Genomic DNA, 534 nt, shown 5'->3' on the forward strand with positions numbered 1-534 from the left:
TTCTAAGTGCTTCAAAAGCGTTACTTATTCCTTTTAATGTGTGGCAAGACTATAAAAAGGAAGCTTTAAGTAAAGAATATGCCCCGTTTTTGGCTCGTAATATCAACGAAGAAGACGATAAGCGTAAATCTGAGAAAGTTAGACAATGGGTAGTTAAACTGCCCCCAGAAACATTATCAAATTTGCTTACCGCGCTATCTCAGAAGCAATACAACACAAGGTTTGATGGAGAAGGAAGACCGATAAGAGCGGCAACTGATAATCAAAACCAAGCGGCGGCAATAGTGAAAATCATGCAGTGGTTGGCAACTGACGTAAGCGAAAGCGATGAAATCAATCAACGCCAATGGAAGGAAGCGTTAATTGCCATGGCCGATTTGCCAAAATACAGTAAAGACTATTCGGCTGAGTGGGATGGGTATAAACAGCAATGGTTTAAGTTGGCAGCATTCATAAAAAACACAGAGAACAACAAGGTTATTATAGGGTTTACGCAATATTCAAAGCAGCTGTGTGCCAACATGGTGTTAACTA

At 40.3% G+C, this 534-nt stretch carries 1 pseudogene; it reads left to right on the plus strand.

Features of this window, described 5'->3' with window-relative positions:
- Positions 1-534 (plus strand): annotated as a pseudogene (locus tag RH85_RS22925) (LysM domain-containing protein); the annotation flags it as partial.

Origin of the sequence: Vibrio ichthyoenteri ATCC 700023, from assembly GCF_000222605.1 — a bacterium.
GTDB lineage: Bacteria > Pseudomonadota > Gammaproteobacteria > Enterobacterales > Vibrionaceae > Vibrio > Vibrio ichthyoenteri.